The following is a 24,321-nucleotide window of genomic DNA, read 5'->3' as shown; positions in this document are numbered from 1 at the left end:
AGACACTATGCAGCTCAACATTACGGGACAAAACGTCGAGATCACTGAAGCACTGCGTGAATTTCTGAACTCGAAGTTTGCCAAACTGGAGCAGTACTTCGAAAGAATCAACCAGGTCTATATTGTATTAAAGGTGGAAAAAGTCACCCATACAGCGGATGCTACGCTGCATGTGAACGGTGGAGAACTGCATGCCAGTGCCGAAGGCCAGGACATGTATGCGGCGATTGACGGCCTGATTGATAAACTGGCCCGACAGTTAACGAAACACAAAGATAAACTAAAACAACACTGATAATCCGGGCATCCGATGTGCATATGGCCGGCCCGCTGCTTAAGTCGCGGGCCGTTTGCACAAAAGTGCTTAGGTGAACTTATGATGAACAACGATTCCGCTCTACAACTGAGCAATGTCCTTAACCAGGAATGTACTCGCAGTGGCGTCCACTGCCAGAGTAAAAAACGTGCGCTGGAAATCATCAGCGAACTGGCCGCCAAACAGCTTGGCCTTCCACCGCAGGTCGTTTTCGAAGCCGTACTGACCCGTGAGCGTATGGGCAGTACCGGCATTGGCAACGGTATCGCTATTCCCCACGGCAAGCTGGAGGAAGATACACTTCGCGCCGTCGGTGTCTTTATTCAACTGGAAACGCCAATCGCTTTTGATGCCATCGACAATCAACCGGTTGACCTGTTATTTGCGTTACTGGTACCTGCTGACCAGACAAAAACCCACCTGCACACGCTTTCCCTGGTGGCCAAGCGTCTGGCGGATAAAACCATTTGTCGCAGGCTGCGCTCAGCCGGCAGTGACGAAGAGCTTTACCAGATAATTACTGAAACAGAAGTCGATCACGACAGCGAAAATGAATAATCGGCGCGTTTGATGTCTCAGACAGATAAATCGGGAGAATGATTACATGGTGCTGATGATTGTCAGCGGCCGCTCAGGTTCAGGGAAGTCTGTAGCCTTGCGCGCACTGGAAGATATGGGATTCTATTGCGTGGATAACCTGCCGGTTGTCCTGTTGCCAGAGCTGGCAAAAACGCTTGCCGATCGGCAAATCTCTGCTGCCGTCAGCATAGACGTGCGCAACATGCCGGAGTCGCCGGAAATCTTCGAGCACGCAATGGACAGCCTGCCGGACGCTTTTTCTCCGCAGCTACTGTTCCTTGATGCCGATCGTAATACGCTAATCCGCCGCTACAGTGACACGCGCCGCCTTCATCCGCTTTCCAGCAAAAATCTCTCTCTGGAAAGTGCGATTGACGAAGAAAGCGATCTCCTCGAACCGCTAAAATCCCGCGCGGACCTGATCATCGACACTTCCGAAATGTCGGTGCACGAATTGGCGGAGATGCTGCGTACTCGTCTGTTGGGTAAACGTGAACGCGAACTCACCATGGTGTTCGAGTCTTTTGGCTTTAAACACGGCATACCGATTGACGCCGATTATGTGTTCGACGTGCGTTTTCTTCCTAACCCGCACTGGGATCCAAAACTGCGTCCAATGACCGGCCTCGATCGCCCGGTCGCCGCCTTCCTCGACAGGCACACAGAAGTACACAATTTTATCTACCAGACCCGCAGCTATCTTGAGTTATGGTTACCGATGCTGGAAACCAACAACCGTAGCTACCTGACCGTGGCGATTGGCTGTACCGGCGGTAAACACCGTTCGGTTTATATTGCAGAGCAGCTGGCCGACTACTTCCGCTCACGCGGGAAGAACGTCCAGTCCCGTCACCGCACGCTGGAAAAACGTAAAACATGAGCGTAAAGCAGACCGTTGAAATCACCAACAAGCTGGGCATGCACGCGCGCCCGGCGATGAAACTGTTTGAGCTGGTACAAAGTTTTGACGCGGAAGTGATGCTGAGAAACGAAGCGGGCACCGAAGCTGAAGCCAGCAGCGTGATTGCCCTCCTGATGCTGGACTCCGCCAAAGGAGGCCACATAGAAATAGAAGTTACAGGCCCGGAAGAAGAGCAAGCCCTGGCGGCCGTGATTGCTCTATTCAATGCTGGATTTGACGAAGACTAACCGCTGTGCGCGGATCTAACCGCGCCCTATTTTCCATACTGCGGCAACGTTACGTGCTGTCACGCAAATATTCTCGCCCGCCTTTTCCAACGCCTCCGGCAGCGTCTGAACCCGATTAAGCACCGAAAATACAGCGTCGAGCCCGTGCTGATGGACTACACCGTAATCAGTCGTCATACCGCCAGCCAGCGCGATAACCGGCACCTGAAAACGCTTCGCCACTCTCGCCACGCCTATCGGCGTTTTGCCATAAATGGTCTGGCTGTCTATACGCCCTTCTCCTGTGATAACCAGGTCCGCCCCCTGAACAGCCTCGGCAAGCCGCAAAGCTTCGGTGACAATTTCCACACCGGGCTGCAGGCGGGCATGAAGCAAACCAAACAAAGACGCCCCCATGCCCCCTGCCGCTCCGGCACCCGCCACGGTAATCACATCCTTACCGCTGATGCGCTCCAGCTGTTCGCCATAATGCCTGAGTGCCGTATCAAGCTGCATAACCTGCTCGGGCGTAGCACCTTTCTGCGGCCCAAAGACCGCTGACGCACCGTGCTCACCGCACAGCGGATTATCGACATCACAGGCCACCAGAATGTCGCCCTGTGCCAGGCGGGCATCCAGTTGGCTAACATCAATCTCTGCAAGCTCAGCCAGAGCAGCACCGCCTGCGCAAAGCTCATTCCCCTGTGCATCACGGAGCCTGACGCCCAGCGCCTGCATCATGCCGGCCCCGCCGTCGTTGGTCGCGCTGCCACCGATACCAATAATGATTTTACGTGCGCCGCGATCCAGCGCTGCCAGAATAAGCTCCCCGGTGCCAAAAGTGCCGGTCAGCAGCGGATTTCGTTTTTCGGGCGGCACCAGATGCAGCCCTGAAGCGGCCGCCATTTCAATGATGGCTGTTTCGCCATCGCCCGTAATGCCAAAGAAAGCCTCAACAGGCAGCCCCAGCGGGCCGGTCACCGTTACAGGGATAATTTGCCCGTGCGTCGCGGCAACCATCGATTCAACGGTCCCTTCTCCTCCGTCGGCCATCGGCAGCTTGATATACTCTGCGTTCGGGTAAATCTCGCGAAAACCTTGCTCAATGGCCTCGGCGACCTGCATCGCGCTCAGGCTCTCTTTGAAAGAATCGGGGGCAATAACAATTTTCATGGCAACCTCATTAACCCGCTAAATTAAACACACCAAACATCAGGGTTGAAACAAAAGCGATGGCCAAACCAACGGCTGTTTCATAGGGAAGCAGTTTTAAGCGTTCATGAACCTGCATATTCACGCTGCCCCCGGTGGCATGGAAAAAGCTGCCGTGCGGCATATGGTCAAGCACCGTCGCCCCCGCATGGATCATTGCCGCTCCAGCGAGTGCAGAAATTCCCATATCGACAAGCGTTGAGCTAAACACCGCAGAAGCCACCGCCGTCCCTGCCGTTGTTGATGCGGTAGCCATGGACATCAGCGCCCCGGAAAAAGGTGCCAGAAGGTAGGACGGCATACCGGAGGCCGTTAAACCGTTAATCAGTACATCCTTCAAGCCGGAGTTGGCGATGATCCCGGCCAGCGTTCCGGTCCCCAGCAGCATAATCGCCACCGGAGACATACGCGCCAGACCCGACACCATAAAATGATTTGTCTGCCGCCACTGCCCCATCACTATAGCCCCAATCAGGCCGCCTATCGGCAACGCAACCAGCGGATCAATCGCAATGCCGACAATCGGGCGAAGTGCAAGCAGGCAGATAGCCACCAGCGGCGCCGCTATTGCCGCGCCAAACGCAGGCAAGGCCTTTTCTTTTTCCCCGGCAATCAACTCACTGCCGGCAACTTTGGAGCCCCGATGCTGCAACCGCTTCGCCAGGAAATAGGCGAGCACCAGCCCAAACAGACCCGGTACGACGCCCGCCATCATTAAGTCGGTGAGTGGAACGTGGAAAGCGTCAGCCGCCGCAATCGTATTAGGATTGGGCGACATAACGTTGCCGGCCTTCCCGCCGCCAATCATCGCCAGCAGTATAGCCATTTTCGAAATATCGGCCCGGTGGGCAATCGCCAGGGCAATAGGAGAGACCGTGATAACGGCAACATCAATAAATACGCCGACGGCAGTCAGCAACATGGTCGCCACTGCCAAAGCGAACAGCGCCCTTTTCTCACCCACCTTACGAACAATGGTTTCGGCAATTGTGTTGGCTGCCCCGGACTCAATCAGCACGCCCGCCAGTATGCCTGCCCCGAGAATGCGCAGTACCGCATTGGTAATCCCCTGCGCCCCGGTAATCATAAGCGAAAGCGTCTGCACTAAATCAGCCCCGCCAACTAACCCGCCAGCCAGAGCGCCAGCAATCATGCCGTAGGCCGGAGGAACCTTGCGTAAAATAAGGACAATAGAAACAACCAGCGCCACCAGGGCGCCCAGAGCCGAAACCGTGGTCATGAATCACTCCTGTTTTGATTTTTTTAGGGAGATCGAAAGGTACGGCGGGACATTACCCTGAGCGGGCTGCGAATAGCTTGAGAGAAAACGCCAGAAAATAGGCGGTGAAAGAAACGTTTTCTTGTAGATTACTACAAATCAGTCGCTGAGCTGCATACCAATAAATAGCTGAAGAATCGAATCTAACTTATTAATATCTAAAGCCGTTATCGACTCAATTTTACTTAGCCGATAGCGCAATGTATTGACGTGAATATGCAGCAATTTTGTCGTTTGAGACAGATCACAATTCTGTTCAAAATAGCAGCGCAGCGTGCGGCGAAGCACGCCTTTCGGATCGGCTTCACAAAGCGTTTTCCATGCTCGCCCCATTTCCTCGGCCTGCCAGCTGCCGGAAAGCCCGTTGAGCAGCACAGGCAATAAAAGATCCTGATAGTACAAAATCGACCGGCTAATTTTTTGCCGCGAAGCCATCTCATGCAGCGCCACGGCACTAAGCCAGGAGCGTCGTAACGCGTCGTCGCCGTCGAAGCACCCCCCAACTGAAAGGGTTACCTCAAAATGCGCCAGTAGCTGAGAATGAAGTTTGCGCAGCGTTTTTTTCAGCAATGCCTGCCACTCCTCAGGCCGGCCACCGCCCAGGGGTAGTAGCATTGCGATTTGTTCAAAACCGAATGGCGTGACTAATGCCTGGCTGTCGTAGCCGCCCAGTCGCTCGAGCAGCTCCCGCTGACGCAAAACATCCCGAGAGGGAAAATGAATCATCAGCGCAACCCGTGGCAATTCAAGGTCTACGCCAAGGCCGCTGGCCATAGGGCGCAGTTCCGCCAGACTTTGCTGGCCTGAAATAATCTGCGCGGCGAGCTGCTCCCGGTAGCGCTTTTCCCACTGATTTTGCTCAAGCATTTCCGCCTGCTCAAGGATCAGCTCGGCCGCCATTTTGACCAGTTCGGCATAAGCCTGCACTTTCTCTGGCTCACCAGAAATCCCCACCACGCCAACGATTTTCTGGCGAAAGACGATGGGCAAATTAATACCGGGTTTAACCCCTTTCAGCCGCCGGGCAGAAGCTTCATCAATAATCACGGTCCGGTTTTCCGTCAGCGCCAGGACAGCACCTTCATGACGCTGATACAGACGGCGTGGATCGCCAGAGGCAATAATCACACCCTGCTCGCTCATCACATTCACCGAGTGATCGATGATGTTCATGGTGCGCTGGACAATTTGCCGGGCGGTATCTTCTTTCAGGCAAGAGGTCATCATAGCGTTTACCTTGTCGTGGAGAGCGCGCGAGTGCGTTGGATGCGGCTTATTTTAAATTGTGCTGCTCAAGGAACGACTCTCCGCCCAGCTGGCGCATCTGTCGCAAAATCCACTGCTGGCGCTGGCGAATATAGCCTGAAGGCGCATTAGCCTTAAAACGAATTGGGTTAGGCAGGACAGCGGCGAGCAGCGCTGCTTCGGCAGGTGTCAGGCGGCTGGCTGGCTTGTTGAAGTAACGACGGGAGGCTTCTTCCACGCCGAAAACGCCTTCACCAAATTCGGCAATATTGAGATACACCGTCAGAATACGTCGCTTGCTCCACGCGGTTTCGAGCCCCACAGTGAGGCCGGCTTCCAGCCCTTTACGTAGCCAGCTCCGTCCATCCCACAGGAACAAATTTTTTGCGGTTTGCTGGGAAAGCGTCGACGCGCCTCGTACCCTATTTTCGTTGCGTTCATTATGGGCCAGCGCCTTTTCGATGGCATCAGTATCAAAGCCCCAGTGCTCGGGAAACTTTTGATCCTCAGAGGCGATCACTGCCAGCCCCATCCACGGCGAAATATCATCCATGGAAACCCAGTCAGAATGGGCAACGTAACCGAAGTTACCGCTGAACCACGCGCTGAACTGCCGCTCCACCATCACGGCGGAAAACGGCACCGGGAGGAAGCGGAAGACCAGGATACCCATGAACCAAACCGCCAAAACCGCCAGAACAGCTTTTAGCAGCCAGCGTTTAACCCACTGCCACGGCGCGAAACGCCCTTTACTCATGCGCTAAGTTCCAGCACGCGGGCAACCAACTTGTCGATCCCGGCAGCGGCCTCAGCGATATTTTGCGCGAGCATGTAAGCAGGAGTGGTGACAACCTTCTGTTCTTCGTCCACCACGATATCATCCACCGGGCAAGGGATGTGTTCTGCCCCCATGGCTTCCAGTAACTCTGCGGTATCGATGTCGGTGCCGATGGTCAGACGCACAGGCATATCCAGAATCTTTGGCAACATCGCCGGGGCAATGCACATAAAACCAAGCGGCTTACCCTGCTCGTGGCATTCCCGTGCAACGCGACGGAGATCGGCATCAACCTCACAATCTGCCCCCTTTGAAGCAAAAGTGCTTAGATTTTTCGCCGCGCCAAAACCGCCGGGCACAATCAATGCGTCAAGGTTTTCAGACAAAGCTTCACGCAACGGCTGAATATTGCCACGAGTAATACGCGCAGCCTCCACCAGCACGTCGCGAGTTTCTGCTGCAGCTTCGCCGGTTAAATGATCGATCACGTCAGACTGAGGTTTATCCGGCGCGAAGCAAACGGCTTCCGCACCAGCGCGAGAAATGGCCAACAGCGTTAATACGGCCTCATGAATCTCACTGCCGTCATAAACCCCACAGCCGCTCAGCACTACGCCTATTTTTTTCATCCGTCAGTTCCTTTTCGTTCCGGGTGAATCAGTATCAGCCACGTTAATTTGATCGCTATGCTTCACATATTTTACTGATTCACGTAACAAATATTTTAAGGTTTGCTATCTTATATGGCTGACAGCCCGCGAATTGCTGGTTGTGCCGTTCAATAATTCAACGCTAAAAAAGGCGCAACCCTGTTTTCCCTGGTGTTGGCGCAGTATTCGCGCACCCCGGCCTGGCCGGGGTCATTTTTTTCCAGCTTCCGCAACCCACGCTTTTAATACGCTAACGTCATGTTGCCACTCTTGTTTCAGCTCTTCGATCCATTCACCGACATTATCAGACCACGCAGGCAAGTCCGGGGACTGAATTTGCTGGGCAACCTGCTGTAAATGCCGCAAACCAACGGAGCCTGCCGCACCTTTAATTTTATGCCCCTCTTCCACCACGCCTTTGTTATCCCGCGCGGTCATATTGGAATCGAGCACCTCTAAATAACCCGGCATCATTTTTTCAAACATCGCCAGGCCATCGGTAATGAGTTTTGGGCCCACCAGCTCGATATATTGTTCGAGCATCGGAATATCGAGTAATGCTTGCTGTTTTTCACTATCGACTTTTGTCACCACAGGCTCCTTATCCGTTATCTGCTTATCCCAGAATTTTTGGATCATCGACATCAAGGCCGGCACGGCGAGCGGCTTACTCAGCACGTCATCCATCCCGGCCTCAAGATACTCAGTCTTGTTTTTCAGCACGTTGGCCGTTAGCGCCACCAGCGGCGGCAGTTCCTCTTTGCTAAAGCGTTTATTCAGCTCGCGAGAAATATCAAGCCCGGTCATATCCGGCAACTGGATATCCAGCAGCACAAGGTCATATTCGCCCGGTATAAACATCTCCAGCGCGTCTTTCCCGGTCATTGCTACGTCAACGCTATTGCCAAGCTTCTCGAGTACAGAACGCGCCACGATGACGTTAAGCTCAATATCCTCCACCAGCAGCACATGCAGGGCAGGCAGCGGCATATCGTCATCTTCCAGCGTGTCTTCCACTTCCTCGGCCACGCTCGGCGCCTGAACGGTCAGCGTGAACAGCGAACCTTCGCCCGGCTTGCTGGTCACGGTAATATCCCCGCCCATGCTTTTTGCCAGACGGCGAGAAACCGCCAGCCCAATCCCCGTTCCTGTCGCGGGCTTGCCGCCGTGACTGTCTTTAACCTGATAGTACATAGCAAAGATTTTGTCCTGCTCGTCCACCGGAATGCCAATCCCGGAGTCCTGAACCTCAAAGCGCAGGCAGCTCTCTTCTTCGTAACGAACGCGTACCGTGACTAATCCCCCTTTCGGCGTGAACTTCACGGCATTGCTGATCAGGTTCCAGAGGATCTGGCGCAGACGCGTCCCGTCCGTCACCACCTTGTGCGGCAGCGGCAGCGCTGGGTCCATCACAAATGACAGCCCTTTCTGCTGAGCCTGCAGGCCTGAGAGGTTTTCCAGATCGGCAAGGAAGCTGGTGAAATCCACCGGCTGGTTATCAAGCTGCACTTTGCGGCGCTCGAGCTTATCCATATCGATGATATCGTTGAAAATATTTCCCAGCGTGATGGCCGACACGTGGATCGTTTTCAGGTAATTGGTCTGCTCGGCGGTGAGATCGGTGTCCAGCAGAATACGGCTCAGGCCGACAATGCCATTCAGCGGCGTACGCAGCTCGTGGCTAATGGTGGAGATGAAGGTGGTTTTATCCCGGCTCGCACGTTCCAGCGCATCCTGATAGCGTTTACGCTCGGTAATATCGCGGCCAAAGCCCATCAGCCCGTGGCGTTTACCGACGCGGTCGTAATAAGGCACTTTACGAATTTCAAAGCAGGCTTTGCGGCCATCCGGGTAATCCAGCCACTGCTCATAGGTCAGAGAGACATTATGACGAAACACTTTTTCGTCTGTTTCCAGCACTTTCTCAGCGGCTTCGGCAGAGTACACATCCTGCGGCTTGAGATGGATAAGCTGTTTCTCGCTCTTGCCGGTCAGCAGCTCCATCGCCCGGTTGCAGCCTGAAAACTCCCGGTCTTCGTTGCGATAGAAGACCAGATCGGGCGAAGCATCAAGGAAAGAGCGCAGGAAAGAGGATTGTTGCTCAAGCCGGATTTGCGTCTCTTCACGCTCCTGCATCTCAACTTTGAGCTGCTCCAGCATGGTCTGGCGCTCGGCCTCCGCTTTGACACGGTCGGCGATTTCCTGGTTTAGCTGGGCGATATTGTCCTTAAGCTGCACGTTCAGAATGAGATCACGCTCGCGCATCTCCTCCAGCTTTTCCACCAGCTTCGACAGCCGCTGCCTGGACTCCTCAAGCTGTTCAACCACAACCGACAGGAAGTAAACCGCCCAGGGCGTAATCAATAAACCAAAGAAGATAGAGCGGACAACGTCGATACTTTCAACCTGGCCGCTCAGCAGCATGGTGACGGCCATTTGCACCACCATCGCCAGCACGACCAGCGCGGAGGCCAGCAGCAGGGAGAAGCGCACCAGCCCCAGCTTCACCATAAGATCAACGTAATACTGCGCCAATAACCGAATTTGCTTCATGGAACGATTCCTTCGCCTTGGATGCGCTAAATATACCGCAAAAAGGAACCGGGCTCAGGATTTACGAAAGAACTGAGAGATCCCACGGCGTACCCAGCGCTGATCCCTGCGCCCCGTGCGTCAGCAAATACCTGTTGATATCCACCATCGCGGCCCAGCGGTTCTCACACCATAAAGGCGCAAGCAAGGTTGGGCGCCGGGCATTAGCCGAAATACGATGGAACACGACATCAAGCGGTGTATGGCGAATCATTTCTCCCGCGGTGACGACATACTCAGCCAGCGCGATCCCCTCAAGGCGACCAGCCCGCCAGCTTTTGGCCATTATGCTGCCGTCAACGATATGCAAAGGATGCAGCTTCAGGCCGTCCACACCGGTTTCAACCACTTTCTCCAGCGTGTCCATACATTGCTGCTGGCCTTCACCCGGTAAACCGACAATCAGATGGCTGCAAACTTTTAAACCTCTCGCTCGGGCCCGGCGGGTAGTTTCCTGATAACAGGCAAAATCGTGCCCCCGGTTGATACGGCGCAGCGTTTTGTCATTCGCCGTCTGTAACCCCAGCTCCAGCCATACCTCATAGCCCTGTGCATGATAATCGCTTAGCAAATCCAGCACGCTGTCGGGCACGCAGTCAGGCCGGGTACCGACGCACAGCCCCACGATGCTGGTCTGGCTCACCGCCTGCTGGTACATCGACCGCAACACCTGCACTTCAGCCCAGGTGCTGGTATAGGCCTGGAAATAGGCCAGATAACGCTGAGCGCGGTTCACACGGCTGGCCTGGTGTGCGAGCTGCTCAGCGATGGAATTGTGCTGCTGCGCTTCGTCAGCGAAAGAGGCCACGTTGCAAAAAGTACAGCCGCCTCGCCCGATAGTCCCATCGCGATTGGGGCAACTGAAACCACCATGCAGCGTGAGTTTATGGACTTTTTGCCCATAGCGACGAGAGAGATCGCCGCCAAACATATTGACTAATTTCTGTAACTGCATAATCTGATGGGCCGTCCCGAAAAAGGGACCTAGCCTGCCATTTTCTTCTCGCACCGGCGATGACCTGGATCAATCGCTTCGGCGCAGCCTTATCCATTGCATATAAACTCAAAATAAGTGCAACTCTATTCACATAGTACTTAATTACTTTTCCTTATGACGCCGCCCTTTATTTAAAGAATATGACGAACGGTGAAAAACAGTGTCATGCTGCACTCCGCGGGGGTTAAGCAGCATATCATGCTGGCAATATCATTCATGCCAGCATGGTCTGGAGTTTCACGGCCTTTCGGATAGTGAGGACGATCACATAACACTCGGCGTTCACCGCCGTCCCCCCAGAGCAAAAAAAGCAAAAAAAACCATTAAATTCATTTGATTAAGCCATTCTTAGTACGATTCCGTATAAATAAGAATGCCATTTGACCTGTGTGCTCTTTCCCGATAAGTTGGAAATCCGCTGGAAGCTTTCTGGATGGGTTCTGTGCCCATCATATTTATGCAGTAATTGAGATTCCCTCTAAAGCAAGTCCTCAACACTTGTGACACCGGATGCGTTGGACATTAAGAGGGCGACACGCGAGGCAAGCGTATGATGCGCAAACCCCGTCGCCATGCCCTTGCTGCGTCCACGCGCAAACGGTTGGGAGTAACGTAGAGCCTGGGGAGGTTCACTGATATGTTGTACGATAAATCCCTTGAGAAGGATAACTGTGGTTTCGGCCTGATCGCCCACATAGAAGGCGAACCTAGCCACAAGGTAGTGCGTACCGCTATTCACGCGCTAGCCCGTATGCAGCACCGTGGTGCCATCCTTGCCGACGGTAAAACCGGCGACGGTTGTGGCCTGCTGCTGCAAAAACCCGATCGTTTCTTCCGCATTGTTGCAGAAGAGCGCCAATGGCGTTTGGCCAAGAACTATGCCGTTGGCATGATTTTCTTGAACCAGGATGACGCGCTTGCCCGCGCCAGCCGCCGCATTGTTGAAGAAGAGCTGCAAAACGAAACCCTGTCTATTGTTGGCTGGCGTGAAGTGCCGGTGAACAAAGACGTGCTCGGTGAAATCGCCCTCTCCTCTCTGCCACGTATTGAACAAATTTTCGTTAACGCCCCGGCGGGCTGGCGCCCTCGTGATATGGAACGCCGCCTGTTTATCGCCCGTCGCCGTATCGAAAAACGCATCCAGGAAGATAAAGACTTCTATATCTGCAGCCTGTCTAACCTGGTGAACATTTATAAAGGTCTGTGTATGCCGGCTGACCTGCCGCGCTTCTACCTGGACCTGGCGGACCTGCGTCTGGAATCGGCCATTTGCCTGTTCCACCAGCGCTTCTCCACCAACACCGTGCCTCGCTGGCCGCTGGCTCAGCCATTCCGCTATCTGGCGCACAATGGTGAAATCAACACCATTACCGGTAACCGCCAGTGGGCGCGCGCCCGTACCTATAAATTCCAGACGCCGCTGATCCCCGATCTGCACGACGCTGCGCCGTTCGTGAACGAAACCGGCTCCGACTCCAGCTCCATGGATAACATGCTTGAGCTGCTGCTGGCCGGCGGGATGGATATCGTGCGCGCCATGCGTCTGCTGGTTCCGCCTGCATGGCAGAACAACCCTAACATGGATCCTGAGCTGCGAGCCTTCTTCGACTTTAACTCCATGCATATGGAGCCGTGGGATGGCCCGGCCGGGATCGTGATGTCTGACGGACGTTTCGCCGCCTGTAACCTGGACCGTAACGGCCTGCGTCCGGCGCGCTACGTGATCACCAAAGACAAGCTCATCACCTGCGCCTCTGAAGTCGGGATCTGGGACTACCAGCCGGATGAAGTGGTTGAGAAAGGCCGCGTTGGCCCGGGTGAGCTGATGGTTATCGACACCCGTGTCGGGCGCATTCTGCATTCCGCTGAAACCGATGCCGAGCTGAAAAGCCGCCATCCGTATAAAGAGTGGATGGAGAACAACGTTCGCCGCCTGGTGCCGTTTGAAGATCTGCCGGACGAAAAAGTGGGTGCGCGTGAGCTGGACGACGACACGCTTGCCAGCTACCAGAAACAGTTTAACTACAGCAGCGAAGAGCTGGATTCAGTGATCCGCGTGCTGGGCGAGAATGGCCAGGAAGCCGTGGGTTCAATGGGCGATGACACCCCATTTGCCGTGCTTTCCAGTCAGCCACGCATTATTTACGACTATTTCCGTCAGCAGTTTGCGCAGGTGACCAACCCGCCAATCGATCCGCTGCGTGAAGCTCACGTCATGTCCCTGGCCACCAGCATTGGCCGTGAAATGAACGTCTTCTGCGAGGCAGAAGGCCAGGCGCACCGCCTGAGCTTCAAATCACCAATTCTGCTGTGGTCTGATTTCCAGCAGCTCACCACGCTGGAAGAGGAACACTATCGCGCCGATACGCTCGACATCACCTATGACGTGACCGAGAAGTCGCTGCACGAAACGGTGATGGCGCTGTGCGACGAAGCTGAACGCATGGTTCGCAATGGCACCGTCTTGCTGGTGTTGTCCGACCGTAATATTGCGAAAAATCGCCTGCCGGTTCCGGCCCCGATGGCCGTGGGCGCCATCCAGACTCGCCTCGTTGAGAAGAGCCTGCGCTGCGATGCCAACATCATTGTTGAAACCGCCAGCGCCCGCGATCCGCATCACTTCGCCGTGCTGCTGGGCTTCGGTGCGACCGCTATCTACCCGTATCTCGCCTATGAAACCCTGGCGAAGCTGGTCGACAACGGCGCCATCGATAAAAACTACCGCACCGTGATGCAAAACTACCGTAACGGCATCAACAAAGGGCTGTACAAGATCATGTCCAAAATGGGCATCTCGACTATCGCCTCTTACCGGTGCTCTAAGCTGTTCGAAGCGGTGGGTCTGCATAAAGAAGTGTCCGAACTTTGCTTCCAGGGTGCGGTCAGCCGCATCGGCGGAGCAGGCTTCGGCGACTTCCAGCAGGATCTGCTGAACCTGTCCAAACGCGCCTGGCTGGTACGTAAGCCGTTGGATCAGGGCGGCCAGCTGAAATTCGTTCACGGCGGGGAATACCACGCCTATAACCCGGACGTGGTACAAACGCTGCAAAAAGCGGTGCAGAGCGGCGAGTACAGCGACTATCAGCAATACGCGAAAATGGTTAACGAGCGCCCGGTCGCCACGCTGCGCGATATGCTTGCGCTGAATCCGCAGGACGAGTCCGTCAAAATTGAAGACGTTGAGCCAGCGACCGAGCTGTTCAAACGCTTCGATACCGCGGCAATGTCCATCGGCGCTCTGAGCCCGGAAGCACACGAATCCCTGGCTGAAGCGATGAACAGCATCGGCGGGAACTCTAACTCCGGCGAAGGCGGCGAAGATCCGGCGCGCTACGGCACCAATAAAGTGTCCCGTATCAAGCAGGTTGCTTCCGGCCGCTTCGGGGTGACGCCTGCCTACCTGGTCAACGCCGACGTTATCCAGATTAAAGTTGCGCAAGGCGCGAAGCCGGGCGAAGGCGGTCAGCTACCGGGCGATAAAGTGACGCCTTATATCGCCAAGCTGCGCTACTCCGTGCCGGGCGTGACGCTGATTTCACCTCCGCCTCACCACGATATTTACTCTATCGAGGATCTGGCGCAGCTGATTTTCGACCTGAAGCAGGTTAACCCGAAGGCGATGATTTCCGTGAAGCTGGTTTCCGAACCGGGCGTCGGCACCATCGCAACGGGCGTAGCCAAAGCCTATGCAGACCTGATTACTATTGCCGGCTACGACGGCGGCACTGGGGCAAGTCCACTGTCATCCGTGAAATACGCGGGCTGCCCATGGGAACTTGGTCTGGTGGAAACCCAGCAGGCACTGGTGGCTAACGGCCTGCGCCATAAGATTCGTCTGCAGGTGGACGGTGGCCTGAAAACCGGCCTCGACATCATCAAGGCAGCAATTCTTGGGGCAGAAAGCTTCGGCTTCGGTACCGGGCCAATGGTTGCGCTGGGCTGTAAATACCTACGAATTTGTCACCTGAACAACTGCGCTACCGGCGTGGCAACTCAGGATGACAAACTGCGTAAAAATCATTACCACGGCCTGCCGTTCAAAGTGACCAACTACTTTGAATTTATCGCCCGTGAAACCCGAGAACTGATGGCGCTGCTGGGCGTGAAACGTCTGGTTGATTTGATTGGCCGTACCGACCTGCTGAAAGAGCTGGACGGGTTTACGGCGAAGCAGCAGAAGCTGGATCTCTCCGCCCTGCTGAAAACGGCTGAACCGATGCCGGGCAAAGCGGTGTACTGCACCGAGCATAACCCGCCGTTCGATAAGGGCGACCTTAACGCACAGCTGCTGAATCAGGCACAGGCGTATGTGGACGACAAGCAGAGTAAAACGTTCTGGTTTGATATTCGCAACACCGACCGTTCGATTGGAGCTTCGCTCTCCGGCTACATTGCCCAGCAACATGGCGATCAAGGCCTGGCGTCTGACCCAATCAAGGCGCACTTTAACGGCACCGCAGGCCAGAGCTTCGGCGTCTGGAACGCGGGCGGCGTTGAGCTGCACCTGACCGGCGATGCCAACGACTATGTCGGCAAAGGTATGGCGGGCGGGCTGATTTCTCTGCGTCCACCGGTAGGCTCAGCCTTCCGCAGCCACGAAGCGACCATTATCGGCAACACCTGCCTGTATGGCGCCACCGGCGGGAAGATGTATGCCGCAGGCCGTGCAGGCGAGCGTTTCGCGGTGCGTAACTCCGGGGCGATTACCGTGGTTGAAGGCATCGGCGATAACGGCTGTGAATACATGACCGGCGGTATCGTCTGTATTCTGGGCAAAACGGGGGTTAACTTCGGGGCTGGTATGACGGGCGGTTTCGCCTACGTACTGGACGAAGACGGTGAATTCCGCAAACGCGTGAACCCGGAACTGGTTGAATTACTGAATGTGGAAGAGCTGGCGATTCATGAAGAGCACCTGCGAGGCATGATCACCGAACACGTTCAGCTGACCGGCTCCCAGCGCGGCGAAGAAATCCTGGCCAACTGGCCGGCATTCGCCTCGAAATTCACCCTGGTTAAACCGAAGTCCAGTGATGTTAAAGCATTGTTGGGTCACCGCAGTCGTTCCGCAGCTGAGCTGCGGGTGCAGGCGCAGTAAGAGGTCACGATGAGTCAAAACGTTTATCAATTTATCGACTTGCAGCGCGTTGATCCGCCGAAGAAGCCGCTGAAGATCCGCAAAATTGAATTTGTGGAAATCTACGAGCCGTTCTCTGAGGGGCAGGCCAAGGCTCAGGCCGACCGCTGCCTCTCCTGCGGCAACCCGTACTGCGAGTGGAAGTGCCCGGTTCATAACTATATTCCAAACTGGCTGAAACTGGCCAATGAGGGGCGCATTATTGAGGCAGCCGAGCTGTCTCACCAGACCAACAGCCTGCCGGAAGTCTGCGGCCGCGTTTGCCCGCAGGATCGTCTTTGCGAAGGCTCCTGTACGCTGAACGACGAGTTCGGGGCGGTAACCATCGGCAACATCGAGCGCTATATCAACGATAAAGCGATTGAGATGGGCTGGAAGCCGGATCTGACCGGCGTCAAGCAAACCGGTAAGCGCGTGGCTATCATCGGGGCAGGCCCTGCCGGGCTTGCCTGCGCTGACGTTCTGGCACGTAACGGCGTGAAGGCGGTGGTTTACGACCGACACCCAGAAATCGGCGGTCTGCTGACCTTCGGTATTCCAGCCTTTAAGCTGGAAAAAGAGGTGATGACCAAGCGTCGCGAAATCTTCAGCGGGATGGGGATTGAATTCAAACTCAATACCGAAGTGGGACGCGATGTGCAGATGGACGAGCTGCTGAGCGAATACGATTCCGTGTTCCTGGGCGTCGGCACCTATCAGTCGATGCGCGGTGGTCTCGAAAATGAAGACGCGCCTGGCGTGTATGACGCCCTGCCGTTCCTCATCGCCAATACCAAGCAGATCATGGGCTTCGGCGAAACAGCTGAAGAGCCGTATGTCAGCATGGAAGGTAAACGCGTTGTTGTGCTGGGCGGCGGGGACACCGCTATGGACTGCGTGCGTACTTCAGTGCGCCAGGGTGCAACCCACGTGACCTGTGCCTACCGCCGTGACGAAGAAAATATGCCGGGCTCTAAACGCGAAGTGAAAAACGCGCGCGAAGAAGGCGTGGAGTTCCAGTTCAATCTGCAGCCACTGGGCGTGGAAATTAACGCAAATGGCCGGGTGTGCGGTGTGAAAGTGGCTCGTACCGAGCTGGGTGCGCCGGATGCGAATGGCCGTCGTCGCCCGGAGATCGTCGCCGGCTCCGAGCACGTATTGCCTGCAGATGCGGTGGTAATGGCCTTTGGTTTCCGTCCTCACAGCATGGCGTGGCTGGAGCAGCACAGCGTTGAGCTGGACAGCCAGGGGCGCATTCTCGCTCCAGAAGCTAGCGAGAACGCTTTCCAGACCAGCAACCCGAAAATCTTCGCCGGTGGCGATGCGGTTCGCGGTTCCGATCTGGTGGTCACCGCAATTGCTGAAGGGCGTAAAGCCGCAGACGGGATCCTGAACTTCCTCGAAGTATAAGCGTTAAAATCTGGCAGCTCAGGCTGCCAGATTGCGCCGAATCCTCCATAAAAAAAGCCAGTCTTTCGACTGGCTTTTTGTTATTTCACCACGCGCAGTGCGGGGCGACCACCGCGAGGCGGCGGAGGATCGTCATCCGGGTTATTGTCATCATCGCCGTGATCCGGGCGATCGCCGTCAATAACCTGCATAACTGTTTCAGTCTCACCGATAACGGGCTGGTCATCGTTGTGGCTTTCAGCGTCTTCATCATAGCCCGCTTCCGGCTCAAACATGGTGCCCGCGCCATTTTCACGTGCATAGATAGCCAGCACGGCAGCCATAGGTACGTTAACCTGGCGAGGTACGCCGCCGAAACGCGCGTTAAAGCGCACTTCGTCATTGGCCAGCTCCAGATTCCCTACGGCTCGTGGGGCGATGTTCAGCACAATTTGCCCGTCACGCGCATACTCCATCGGAACCTGTACGCCCGGTAGTGTGATATCTACCACCAGATGCGGCGTGAGCTGGTTATCCAGCAGCCACTCATAAAAGGCCCGCAGCAGATAAGGACGGCGCGGCGACAGCTGCGACATATCCATCAATTAGCCTCGGGTCTGCAGACGCATTTCGCGCTCAGGTTCGGTCAAAGAGGCCAGGAAGGAGTCACGCTCGAAGACGCGGGTCATGTACCCTTTCATCTCTTTGGAGCCCGCACCTGTCAGCTCAATGCCCATCTGCGGCAAGCGCCACAGCAGCGGAGCCAGATAGCAGTCGACCAGGCTGAACTCGTCGCTCAGGAAGAAAGGCTTCTGGGTAAAGACCGGGGCGATACTCAACAGCTCTTCACGCAGCTGCTTACGAGCGGCTTCCGCTTCCTGCGCTGAGCCGTTCATCACCACGTTCATCAACGAATACCAGTCTTTCTCAATGCGGTGCATGTACAGACGGCTTTCACCACGCGCAACCGGATAAACCGGCATCAAAGGTGGGTGCGGGAAACGCTCATCAAGGTATTCCATGATGATGCGGGATTCCCACAGCGTCAGCTCGCGGTCAACCAGGGTCGGTACGCTGTGATTGGGGTTGAGGTCAATCAGATCCTGAGGCAGGTTATCCGTTTCCACATGCTCAATTTCAACGCTAACACCTTTCTCAGCCAGGACGATACGGACCTGGTGGCTGTAGATGTCAGTAGGACCGGAAAACAGCGTCATCACCGAACGTTTGTTGGCAGCGACAGCCATGAAAACCTCCAAGTTTATCCAGAAAATTACTGCTAATAGCCGCAAGCGGCGACTAACCTGACCGTTATTACCCAATGCTTCGCCGAAACATCGCTGACGCCTTATCAGGGGCGAAAACAACTGGATGCCGACATTTGGGCAGAAAATTGGATGATAGTTTACCAGATTTTACTGGTTTTGTGGTGGTCGTATATCGAATTTGCCTGAAAGGCAAATAATTTCAAAATGTTAGAAGCAATAATATAAATTACAGGCATAAAAAAACCCGGTACCAGGACCGGGCTTTTTGCCAACTGTCTTGCTGCCTGAACAGGCAGAGAACAATTAACGTTTGGAGAACTGAGGACGACGACGTGCTTTACGCAGACCGACTTTCTTACGTTCAACCTGACGAGCATCACGGGTAACGAAGCCAGCTTTACGCAGCTCGGAACGCAGGGACTCATCGTACTCCATCAGAGCGCGGGTGATACCGTGACGGATCGCACCAGCCTGACCAGAGATACCACCACCTTTAACGGTGATGTACAGATCCAGTTTCTCAACCATGTCGACCAGTTCCAGCGGCTGACGAACTACCATGCGGGCAGTTTCACGACCGAAGTACTGTTCCAGAGAACGTTGGTTGATAACGATTTTGCCGTTGCCCGGTTTGATAAACACGCGAGCTGCGGAACTTTTGCGGCGACCAGTGCCGTAGTATTGATTTTCAGCCATTGCCTATAATCCCGATTAAATGTCCAGAACTTGCGGTTGCTGTGCCGCGTGGTTGTGCTCGGTGCCCGCGTAAACTTTCAGTTTACGGAACATTGCACGACCCAGCGGGCCCTTTGGCAGCATGCCTTTAACCGCGATTTCAATCACACGCTCAGGACGGCGGGCAATCATCTCTTCAAAGGTCGCTTGTTTGATACCACCGATGTGGCCGGTGTGGTGGTAGTACACTTTGTCAGTACGCTTGTTGCCGGTTACAGCAACTTTGTCAGCGTTCAGAACGATGATGTAATCACCAGTATCAACGTGCGGAGTGTATTCCGCTTTGTGCTTACCGCGCAGACGGCGAGCCAGTTCAGTAGCCAGACGACCTAAGGTCTTACCTTCAGCATCAACGACATACCAGTCGCGCTGTACAGTTTCTGGTTTAGCTGTAAAAGTTTTCATTAAAAGCTTACCCAATATATAGTTACACGTTGGTGAACACCCAAACGTTTAAAATCAGTCGAGGTTCACGCGACATTGTCCAGCAAACCTACCCCTTCGAATAGCCTATGCCGGCACGACAAAAGTTTTGGGAAAAAAACTTTGGTTGTAACGTGGGGTCGCAAGATTATAGAGAAGTCGACCTCAAAGATCGACCACAATTTGTCGTTGATATCACATATTCATCGTCACGGCAGATGAGGCCGGCGTAAATACTCTTCACTTTGCATTTCCTGCAGCCTGGAAAGACAACGCTGGAACTCAAACTTAAGCCTTTCCCCTTGATAAATATTGAATAGCTCGGTCTCAGCAGACACCACCAGCTTGACGTGGCGCTCATAGAATTCGTCCACCATAGCGATGAAACGGCGTGCCTCACTCTCCATCAACGTTGTCATCACCGTTACATTAAACAGCAGGACAGTGTGGAACTGGCGCGAAAGCGCGATGTAATCATGTTGGCTGCGCGCGTCCACGCATAGCGTACTGAAATCGATAGCCAGCGTCTGGTTTGCGGCCCCCATCGTCACCATTGGCCGATGGTTGATTTCCAGTACCGGCGCCCCTTCGCGCTTTGCCCCTGCCAGAGCGACATAAAGCTTTTCCATTTGCAGCGAGGAGTCTGCATCCAGCGGTGACAGCCAGAGGTGCGCCTGAGTCAGCGTTCTCAGGCGGTAATCAATCCCGGCATCCACGTTCATCACGTCGCAATAGCGTTTGATTGCTTCGATGGCGGGTAAGAACCGCGCGCGCTGCAGCCCATTGCGGTACAAATCATCCGGCGGGATGTTCGAGGTGGCCACCAGCGTGATGCCTCGCGCAAAAAGCGCTTTCATTAATGTACCCAGCAGCATGGCATCGGTGATATCAGAGACAAAAAATTCGTCGAAGCACAGCACATCCGTTTCGGCCTTAAAGCCGTCAGCAATAATTTCCAGCGGATCCGTGTGGCCCTGCTGCTGCGCCAGCTCTTCGTGAACCCGAAGCATAAAGCGGTGAAAGTGCAGCCTGAGTTTGCGCTCTCCCGGCAAACTCTGAAAAAACATATCCATCAGCCAGGTTTTACCTCGCCCCACGCCTCCCCACATATACAAACCCCGGGCGGGCTCCTGACCGGCCTGAACCTCTTTTTTACCGAACAGCTTGCCGAACTTAGTCAGCAACCCACCGGCAGGCGCAGGCGTAGGTGCAACGGACAATGCTTGCCAGATAGCGTCCAGGCGCATAATCGCTTCGCGCTGCACATCATCAGGTTGAAAACTGCCTTCTGCCAGGACCTGCTGGTAGCGCGATGCAGGAGAGAGATTTTGCATGGTATTATTATCTTCCCTTTATAATCGGATAGCCGTTCACTGCCTTTTTCGAACCGGTTGTCCAAAAAAAGGCCGTTCTACCCTAAGCGATGCAGCGTCAGGATTCCACTTCTCTTAGGTTAACGGTTATAGTGGCTACATTACCCTACGGAATCACAAGATAACGGGAGAAGTTCATGACTTGGGAATATGCGCTTATTGGGTTAGTAGTGGGCCTTATTATCGGTGCCGTAGCCATGCGTTTCGGCAATCGTAAGCTGCGCCAACAGCAAGCTCTGCAGTATGAGCTGGAAAAAAACAAAGCGGAGCTTGAAGAGTACCGCGAAGAGTTAGTCAGCCATTTTGCCCGCAGCGCCGAGCTGCTGGATAACATGGCGCACGATTATCGCCAGCTGTATCAGCACATGGCAAAAAGCTCCAGCAGCCTGCTGCCGGAGATGACAGCGGAAGCCAATCCGTTCCGTAACCGTCTTGCCGAGTCTGAAGCCGGGAACGATCAGGCACCGGTTCAGATGCCGCGTGATTATTCAGACGGTGCTTCCGGCCTGCTTCGCGCCGGTGCAAAACGCGATTAATCCCTGTTTTAGCTTTTCCGGGGCACAGTTCAGGTGCCCCATCCTTTCCTGACCCAGCTATCATTTAATTATCTTGTGCTTTCTTATTACGCCATTGTGAGTCGATTGATCTTTCAATAACATCAATTGCGTGAGTGGGCATTCCTTTTTCCAGGTGACGAGAGCCAGCATCCAATGAAGAAACAAACACGGCTGTTGAATGCATTAGCGTTAAGCGTCGCTCTGACGCTCGGCGTATCCCCTCTGGCAAGCGCGTCACTGCCTTCCCAGGTTCCAGGACAGCCGGCTTTGCCAAGCCTTGCGCCGATGCTGGAAAAAGTCTTGCCGGCGGTCGTCAGCGTACAGGTTGAAGGCACCGCCTCAGCGTCCAGCCAGAAAGTGCCGGAAGAGTTCAAAAAATTCTACGGCGATGAAGCCCCCTCCGACACACCTCAGCAGTTTGAAGGCTTGGGTTCCGGCGTCATCATCAACGCCGCAAAAGGCTATGTCCTGACCAACAATCATGTGATTAATCAGGCACAGAAAATCAGCGTGCAGCTGAATGACGGGCGCGAATTTGATGCCAAACTGATTGGCGGGGACGATCAGAGCGACATCGCGCTACTTCAGTTGCAAAACGCGACCGGGCTTACCGAAATCAAAGTGGCCGACTCTGACAAGCTCAAAGTGGGTGATTTTGCGGTTGCGGTGGGTAACCCATTTGGCCTCGGTCAAACAGCGACTTCCGGCATCGTTTCCGCTCTGGGCCGCAGCGGCCTGAACCTTGAAGGTCTGGAAAACTTTATTCAAACAGATGCTTCAATCAACCGTGGTAACTCCGGCGGCGCGCTGCTCAACCTGAACGGCGAACTGATTGGCATCAACACTGCGATTCTTGCTCCCGCAGGCGGCAGCGTAGGAATTGGTTTTGCTATCCCGAGCAATATGGCCCAAACCCTCGCCAAACAGCTGATGGAATTTGGTGAAATCAAACGTGGCCTGCTGGGAATCAAAGGCATGGAGATGAACGCCGACATCGCCAAAGCGTTTAACCTTTCCACCCAGCGCGGTGCCTTTGTCAGTGAAGTTCTGCCTCAGTCAGGGTCGGCAAAAGCGGGCGTTAAAGCCGGGGATATCATCACCAGCCTGAACGGTAACCCGCTGAGCAGTTTCGCCGAATTACGAGCGAAAATTGCCACAACCGAGCCCGGCACCGTGGTGAAACTGGGCTTGCTGCGCGACGGCAAACCACTGGAAGTGAGCGTGACGCTGGACAAGAGCACCGCCTCTTCCGCAAGCGCAGAAATGATCCTGCCAGCGCTGCAGGGCGCCACGCTAAGCGATGGGCAACTGAAGGACGGTGGCAAGGGCATTCGTCTGGATAACGTGGATAAAGGCACGCCTGCGGCTCAGGTTGGTCTGCACAAAGACGATATCATCGTCGGCATTAACCGTGAGCGAATTCATACCATCGCCGAAATGCGCAAAGTGCTGGAAACCAAGCCTGCGGTCATTGCGCTGCATGTTGTTCGCGGCGAACAGAGCCTCTATTTGCTGTTGCGTTAACGGAAGCAGAGAAACGGACATCGTCTGTACGATGTCCGTCCAACTCATGCTATTCTGCGGTCGATCTCTCACTTATTAACTCAAACTCATGTTTCTAAAGATCTTACGTTCGGTGATCATTGGGCTGATTGTTGCGGGGCTGCTGCTGCTCGCGATGCCGTCGTTACGCAAAGCCGTTGGCCCACTTGCGCCTGCACAATATGACAGCACCGACGAAACGCCGATGAGCTTTAATCCGGCCGTGCGCCGCGCTGCCCCGGCGGTAGTGAACGTATACAATCGCAGCGTCGGCAATAACGGCCAAAACCAGCTTCAAATCAAGACGCTCGGCTCCGGCGTTATCATGGACGGACGCGGCTACATCATTACCAATAAACACGTGATCAACGATGCCGAGCAGATCATCGTTGCGCTCCAGGACGGGCGAGTGTTTGAAGCCCTGCTTATTGGGTCCGATAGCCTGACCGACCTGGCTGTGCTGAAAATCAACGCCACCAACCTGCCGATCATTCCTATTAACGGCAAGCGCCAGCCCCATATTGGCGATGTGGTCATGGCCATCGGTAACCCTTACAACCTTGGGCAGACGGTCACGCAGGGCATTATCAGCGCGACCGGCCGCATCGGCCTGAGCCCTTCGGGCCGACAGTCGTTCCTGCAAACTGACGCCTCAATTAACCGCGGTAACTCCGGCGGGGCGCTGGTGAATTCGCTCGGGGAACTGATGGGCATCAACACCCTGTCGTTTGACAAGAGCAATGACGGCGAAACGCCGGAAGGGATTGGTTTTGCGATACCAACCCAACTGGCGACCAAAATAATGGATAAGCTCATCCGCGATGGCCGGGTTATTCGAGGCTACATCGGCATTGGCGGCAGAGAAATCACCCCGCTGCACGGCCCTTCTACCGGCATCGATCAGCTGCAAGGGATTATCGTTAATGCTGTATCCCCGGATGGCCCGGCAGCTCAGGCTGGTATTCAGGTTAACGACGTGATTATCTCAGTTAACCACAAACCGGCTATCTCGGCTCTGGAAACCATGGACCAGGTGGCGGAAATTCGCCCGGGCTCGGTGATTCCGGTCGAAGTCATGCGTGAAGACAAGAAACTCACGCTGCAGGTCACCGTGCAGGAATACCCCGCCGGAAGCTAAAAGG

Annotated in this window: 21 protein-coding genes; 9 read left to right on the top strand and 12 right to left on the bottom strand. The window is 54.8% G+C overall.

Going from position 1 to position 24,321, the window contains the following annotated elements:
- The first annotated feature begins 7 nt into the window (after positions 1 to 7).
- From hpf to npr, 4 genes are all read left to right on the top strand, one after another.
- The gene (gene hpf, locus F3J28_RS16115; RefSeq protein ID WP_008454833.1) at positions 8 to 295 is read left to right on the top strand and encodes a ribosome hibernation promoting factor; all 288 of its coding nucleotides are present in this window, start codon (positions 8 to 10) and stop codon (positions 293 to 295) included.
- 81 nt (positions 296 to 376) lie between these two features.
- Positions 377 to 874: a PTS IIA-like nitrogen regulatory protein PtsN gene (gene ptsN, locus F3J28_RS16110; protein ID WP_008454834.1), complete on the top strand. Its 498-nt coding sequence runs from the start codon at positions 377 to 379 to the stop codon at positions 872 to 874.
- Positions 875 to 920: 46 nt separating this feature from the next.
- Positions 921 to 1,775: an RNase adapter RapZ gene (gene rapZ, locus F3J28_RS16105; protein ID WP_008454836.1), complete on the top strand. Its 855-nt coding sequence runs from the start codon at positions 921 to 923 to the stop codon at positions 1,773 to 1,775.
- Positions 1,772 to 2,044, top strand: a complete 273-nt coding sequence (gene npr, locus F3J28_RS16100; RefSeq protein WP_008454837.1) for a PTS phosphocarrier protein NPr — start codon at positions 1,772 to 1,774, stop codon at positions 2,042 to 2,044. Before rapZ ends, npr begins: the two co-directional genes overlap by 4 nt.
- Before the next feature lie 15 nt (positions 2,045 to 2,059).
- Here npr and F3J28_RS16095 read toward each other — a convergent pair whose 3' ends face one another.
- From F3J28_RS16095 to mnmL, 7 genes are all read right to left on the bottom strand, one after another.
- On the bottom strand, positions 2,060 to 3,196 hold the full coding sequence (locus F3J28_RS16095; RefSeq protein ID WP_166877757.1) for a glycerate kinase: 1,137 nt from the start codon (positions 3,194 to 3,196) through the stop codon (positions 2,060 to 2,062).
- Positions 3,197 to 3,206: 10 nt separating this feature from the next.
- Entirely contained in the window at positions 3,207 to 4,475 is a 1,269-nt protein-coding gene (locus F3J28_RS16090) for a GntP family permease (protein ID WP_166877755.1), read from the bottom strand.
- 138 nt (positions 4,476 to 4,613) lie between these two features.
- Entirely contained in the window at positions 4,614 to 5,741 is a 1,128-nt protein-coding gene (locus tag F3J28_RS16085) for a sugar diacid recognition domain-containing protein (protein ID WP_166877752.1), read from the bottom strand.
- A gap of 46 nt (positions 5,742 to 5,787) precedes the next feature.
- Positions 5,788 to 6,516, bottom strand: coding sequence for a monofunctional biosynthetic peptidoglycan transglycosylase (gene mtgA, locus F3J28_RS16080; protein ID WP_166877750.1), 729 nt, complete (start codon positions 6,514 to 6,516; stop codon positions 5,788 to 5,790).
- A complete protein-coding gene (gene elbB / locus F3J28_RS16075) occupies positions 6,513 to 7,166 on the bottom strand; it encodes an isoprenoid biosynthesis glyoxalase ElbB (protein ID WP_166877747.1) in 654 nt (217 codons plus the stop codon). Before elbB ends, mtgA begins: the two co-directional genes overlap by 4 nt.
- Positions 7,167 to 7,397: 231 nt before the next feature.
- On the bottom strand, positions 7,398 to 9,740 hold the full coding sequence (gene arcB, locus F3J28_RS16070) for an aerobic respiration two-component sensor histidine kinase ArcB (RefSeq protein ID WP_166877745.1): 2,343 nt from the start codon (positions 9,738 to 9,740) through the stop codon (positions 7,398 to 7,400).
- Positions 9,741 to 9,801: 61 nt separating this feature from the next.
- On the bottom strand, positions 9,802 to 10,734 hold the full coding sequence (mnmL, locus tag F3J28_RS16065) for a tRNA modification radical SAM protein MnmL/YtqA (RefSeq protein WP_166877742.1): 933 nt from the start codon (positions 10,732 to 10,734) through the stop codon (positions 9,802 to 9,804).
- Positions 10,735 to 11,413: 679 nt separating this feature from the next.
- Between mnmL and gltB the strand changes: the two genes are divergently transcribed.
- Both gltB and F3J28_RS16055 read left to right on the top strand, forming a co-directional pair.
- A complete protein-coding gene (gltB, locus tag F3J28_RS16060) occupies positions 11,414 to 15,874 on the top strand; it encodes a glutamate synthase large subunit (protein ID WP_166877739.1) in 4,461 nt (1,486 codons plus the stop codon).
- 9 nt (positions 15,875 to 15,883) lie between these two features.
- Positions 15,884 to 17,302, top strand: a complete 1,419-nt coding sequence (locus tag F3J28_RS16055; RefSeq protein ID WP_166877737.1) for a glutamate synthase small subunit — start codon at positions 15,884 to 15,886, stop codon at positions 17,300 to 17,302.
- A gap of 80 nt (positions 17,303 to 17,382) precedes the next feature.
- Here the strand turns inward: F3J28_RS16055 and sspB are convergent, their stop codons facing one another.
- From sspB to zapE, 5 genes are all read right to left on the bottom strand, one after another.
- Positions 17,383 to 17,883 (bottom strand): ClpXP protease specificity-enhancing factor, encoded by a 501-nt coding sequence (gene sspB, locus F3J28_RS16050; RefSeq protein WP_166877734.1) that lies wholly within the window; start codon positions 17,881 to 17,883, stop codon positions 17,383 to 17,385.
- A gap of 3 nt (positions 17,884 to 17,886) precedes the next feature.
- On the bottom strand, positions 17,887 to 18,528 hold the full coding sequence (sspA, locus tag F3J28_RS16045; protein ID WP_008454872.1) for a stringent starvation protein SspA: 642 nt from the start codon (positions 18,526 to 18,528) through the stop codon (positions 17,887 to 17,889).
- Between the two features lie 324 nt (positions 18,529 to 18,852).
- Positions 18,853 to 19,245, bottom strand: coding sequence for a 30S ribosomal protein S9 (gene rpsI, locus F3J28_RS16040; RefSeq protein ID WP_000829818.1), 393 nt, complete (start codon positions 19,243 to 19,245; stop codon positions 18,853 to 18,855).
- 15 nt (positions 19,246 to 19,260) lie between these two features.
- Complete coding sequence (gene rplM, locus F3J28_RS16035) at positions 19,261 to 19,689, bottom strand: 50S ribosomal protein L13 (RefSeq protein ID WP_008454874.1); 429 nt, start codon at positions 19,687 to 19,689, stop codon at positions 19,261 to 19,263.
- Positions 19,690 to 19,916: 227 nt separating this feature from the next.
- Positions 19,917 to 21,041, bottom strand: coding sequence for a cell division protein ZapE (gene zapE / locus F3J28_RS16030; protein ID WP_166877731.1), 1,125 nt, complete (start codon positions 21,039 to 21,041; stop codon positions 19,917 to 19,919).
- Between the two features lie 176 nt (positions 21,042 to 21,217).
- Here zapE and zapG point away from each other — a divergent pair, with 176 nt between their 5' ends.
- From zapG to degS, 3 genes are all read left to right on the top strand, one after another.
- Complete coding sequence (gene zapG, locus F3J28_RS16025) at positions 21,218 to 21,616, top strand: Z-ring associated protein ZapG (protein WP_008454880.1); 399 nt, start codon at positions 21,218 to 21,220, stop codon at positions 21,614 to 21,616.
- A 174-nt stretch (positions 21,617 to 21,790) separates the two neighbouring features.
- On the top strand, positions 21,791 to 23,161 hold the full coding sequence (gene degQ / locus F3J28_RS16020) for a serine endoprotease DegQ (RefSeq protein ID WP_166877728.1): 1,371 nt from the start codon (positions 21,791 to 21,793) through the stop codon (positions 23,159 to 23,161).
- Positions 23,162 to 23,249: 88 nt separating this feature from the next.
- A complete protein-coding gene (gene degS / locus F3J28_RS16015) occupies positions 23,250 to 24,317 on the top strand; it encodes an outer membrane-stress sensor serine endopeptidase DegS (RefSeq protein WP_008454882.1) in 1,068 nt (355 codons plus the stop codon).
- Positions 24,318 to 24,321 lie beyond the last annotated feature (4 nt).

It is taken from the genome of Enterobacter sp. Ap-1006 (assembly GCF_011752835.1).
Lineage (GTDB): Bacteria > Pseudomonadota > Gammaproteobacteria > Enterobacterales > Enterobacteriaceae > Cedecea.
Note: the sequence above shows the minus strand (reverse complement) of the source record. Positions and strands in the feature narration are given on the sequence as shown.